Origin of the sequence: Pseudomonas sp. Sample_14 (genome assembly GCF_004307515.1) — a bacterium.
Classification (GTDB): domain Bacteria; phylum Pseudomonadota; class Gammaproteobacteria; order Pseudomonadales; family Pseudomonadaceae; genus Aquipseudomonas; species Aquipseudomonas atacamensis.
Genome location: NZ_RCOC01000050.1, coordinates 1 through 2,163 on the forward strand (window position 1 = coordinate 1; position 2,163 = coordinate 2,163).

At 61.7% G+C, this 2,163-nt stretch carries 3 protein-coding genes; 2 read left to right on the top strand and 1 reads right to left on the bottom strand.

Features of this window, described 5'->3' with window-relative positions; translation table 11 throughout:
* On the bottom strand, positions 1–313 hold a 313-nt coding region (locus tag D8U61_RS11335; RefSeq protein ID WP_130926944.1), incomplete at its 3' end, for a general secretion pathway protein GspC.
* Positions 314–433: 120 nt separating this feature from the next.
* On the opposite strand from D8U61_RS11335, the gene D8U61_RS11340 reads away from it, so the two are divergent.
* On the top strand, positions 434–880 hold the full coding sequence (locus D8U61_RS11340) for a GspH/FimT family pseudopilin (protein WP_130926945.1): 447 nt from the start codon (positions 434–436) through the stop codon (positions 878–880).
* Positions 877–1,485 (top strand): prepilin-type N-terminal cleavage/methylation domain-containing protein, encoded by a 609-nt coding sequence (locus D8U61_RS11345; protein ID WP_083352602.1) that lies wholly within the window; start codon positions 877–879, stop codon positions 1,483–1,485. Before D8U61_RS11340 ends, D8U61_RS11345 begins: the two co-directional genes overlap by 4 nt.
* Positions 1,486–2,163: the final 678 nt, after the last annotated feature.

Here is a 2,163-nt window from a genome sequence, read left to right on the forward strand (position 1 = left end):
CCCCAACCCCAACCTTCTCCCCCACCAAAAAACTCCTCGGCGCACCACCATTCAAACTCAATATCGCCACCGTCCCGCTCCCGCCCGCGATCACCCCACTCACCTTGATGTCCACCGGCGCGGTCTCATTGGAGAACCACTGCAACGCCGGGCTGTCACTCCTCGCCGCGAGCACTTGCGGGGTGGCTGCGGGTGTGTGGGATTCCGCCGAGGTCAGCAGCAGCGACGACCACGTCGCGACGCCAACCAGGGCGGCGAGCAGTGCCAGGGCCTGGACGGTTTGCGCCGGGGTAATCCGTGCGGTGAACTTCATGGGTTGTCGCTCCTTGTTGTCCCTGTTGCCAGCCTACGCGGCAATTCTCTCCGTTTTATTTCACATGCCTTACATGTTCGCCGGGCACGATGGGGTGGGACGCCAAGGAGCGCGTGGGTGATGAGCAGGCAGCAGGGTTTTACGTTGATCGAGTTGATGGTGGTGCTGGTGATCATCGGGATTGCCAGTGCGGCGATCAGTTTGAGTATCAGGCCCGATCCGTTGCAGTTGTTGCGCAAGGATGCCGAGCGGGTTGCGCAGTTGTTGCAGGTGGCGGAGGCGGAGGCTCGTGCCGATGGGCGGCCGATTGTGTGGGTCGCGGATGCCAAGGGGTTTCGGTTTGGGCGGCGTGGGGATGATGGCGTGGGGTTTGAGTCGTTCAAGGAGGATGCGCAGTTGCGCCCGCGTGCGTGGCAGAGCCCGAAGGTGGAGGTGCATGTGGAGCCTCGGCAGACGGTGGTGCTGAATGCCGAGTGGATCAATCCGCCGTTGCGGCTGATTTTGTCTGATGGGGCCAATCGGCTGAGTGTGCTGCGCGATGGCAGTGGGCGGATCAGTGTTCAATGAAGACTCAGCAAGGGTTCACTCTGATTGAGGTGATGGTCGCGATTCTGCTGATGGCGGTGGTGAGTCTGATTGCCTGGCGCGGGCTGGACAGTGTGACGCGGGCGGACAGTCATTTGCAGGCCAGCAGTGAGCAGAGCGATGGGTTGTTGCGGGTGTTGAATCAGTTGCAGCGGGATGTGGACATGCGCGCGGGGGTGGAGTTGAGCGAGCCGCGCAAGGTCGGGGCTGAGGATGAGGCGCCGACCGCGCCGCCGGCGGTGACGGTGCGCAGTAGTGATAGCAAGGGGTTTCGGCTGGACATTATTCGTAGCGCGGCGGATCAGCCGGGGGCGTTGCAGCGGGTACGCTGGTGGGTCAAGGGGGATACGTTGTATCGGGCGGTGGCTGAGGCGCGCAGTCGCTATCCGTTGCCGGCGCCTGGGAATGGGGTTGCGGTGTTGAATGAGGTGAGTGATGTGCAGGTGCGGGTTTGGGAGGTGGATAAGGGGTGGCGGCAGTTGAGTGGCAATCGGCGGGAGGATCCGTTGGGGTTGGAGATTAGTTTGAGTCGGCAGACGGCGCAGGGGGTTGAGCGGTATCGGCAGGTGATTGGGTTGTTGCAATAGCCGGGATCACCGCGGCTTTTTTGTAGGAGTGAGCCTGCTCGCGATTGCGGTGGGTCAGTCAGCATTGTTGTTACTGGTAGACCGCTTTCGCGAGCAAGCTCGCTCCCACAATTGGGTTGGGGGCAGTCAGTTGCAGGTTGGTTGGCTGTTAGGCCGTCATCGCTGGCAAGCCAGCTCCCACAGGGATCGAGTGAGACCGGAAGATATTGGTCAGATGGGCAACCGCTTTCGCGAGCAGGCTCGCTCCCACAATTGGGTTGGGGGCGGTCAGTTGCAGGTTGGGTGGCTGTTAGACCGTCATCGCTGGCAAGCCAGCTCCCACAGGGATCGAGTGCGACCGGAAAATATTGGTCAGCTGGGCAACCGCTTTCGCGAGCAGGCTCGCTCCCACAATTGAATCGGGGGCGGTCAGTTGCAGGTTGGGTGGCTGTTAGGCCGTTATCGCTGGCAAGCCAGCTCCCACAGGGATCGAGTGCGACCGGAAGATATTGGTCAGCTGGTAGACCGCTTTCGCGAGCAGGCTCGCTCCCACAATTGGGTTGGGGGCGGTCAGTTGCAGGTTGGGTGGCTGTTAGACCGTCATCGCTGGCAAGCCAGCTCCCACAGGGATCGAGTGCGACCGGAAAATATTGGTCAGCTGGGCAACCGCTTTCGCGAGCAGGCTCGCTCCCACAATTG

Excerpts from the sequence above, each read along its gene's own strand:
- D8U61_RS11340 (WP_130926945.1), top strand. The coding sequence starts at position 434 with ATGAGCAGGCAGCAGGGTTTTACGTTGATCGAGTTGATGGTGGTGCTG.
- D8U61_RS11345 (WP_083352602.1), top strand. The coding sequence starts at position 877 with ATGAAGACTCAGCAAGGGTTCACTCTGATTGAGGTGATGGTCGCGATT.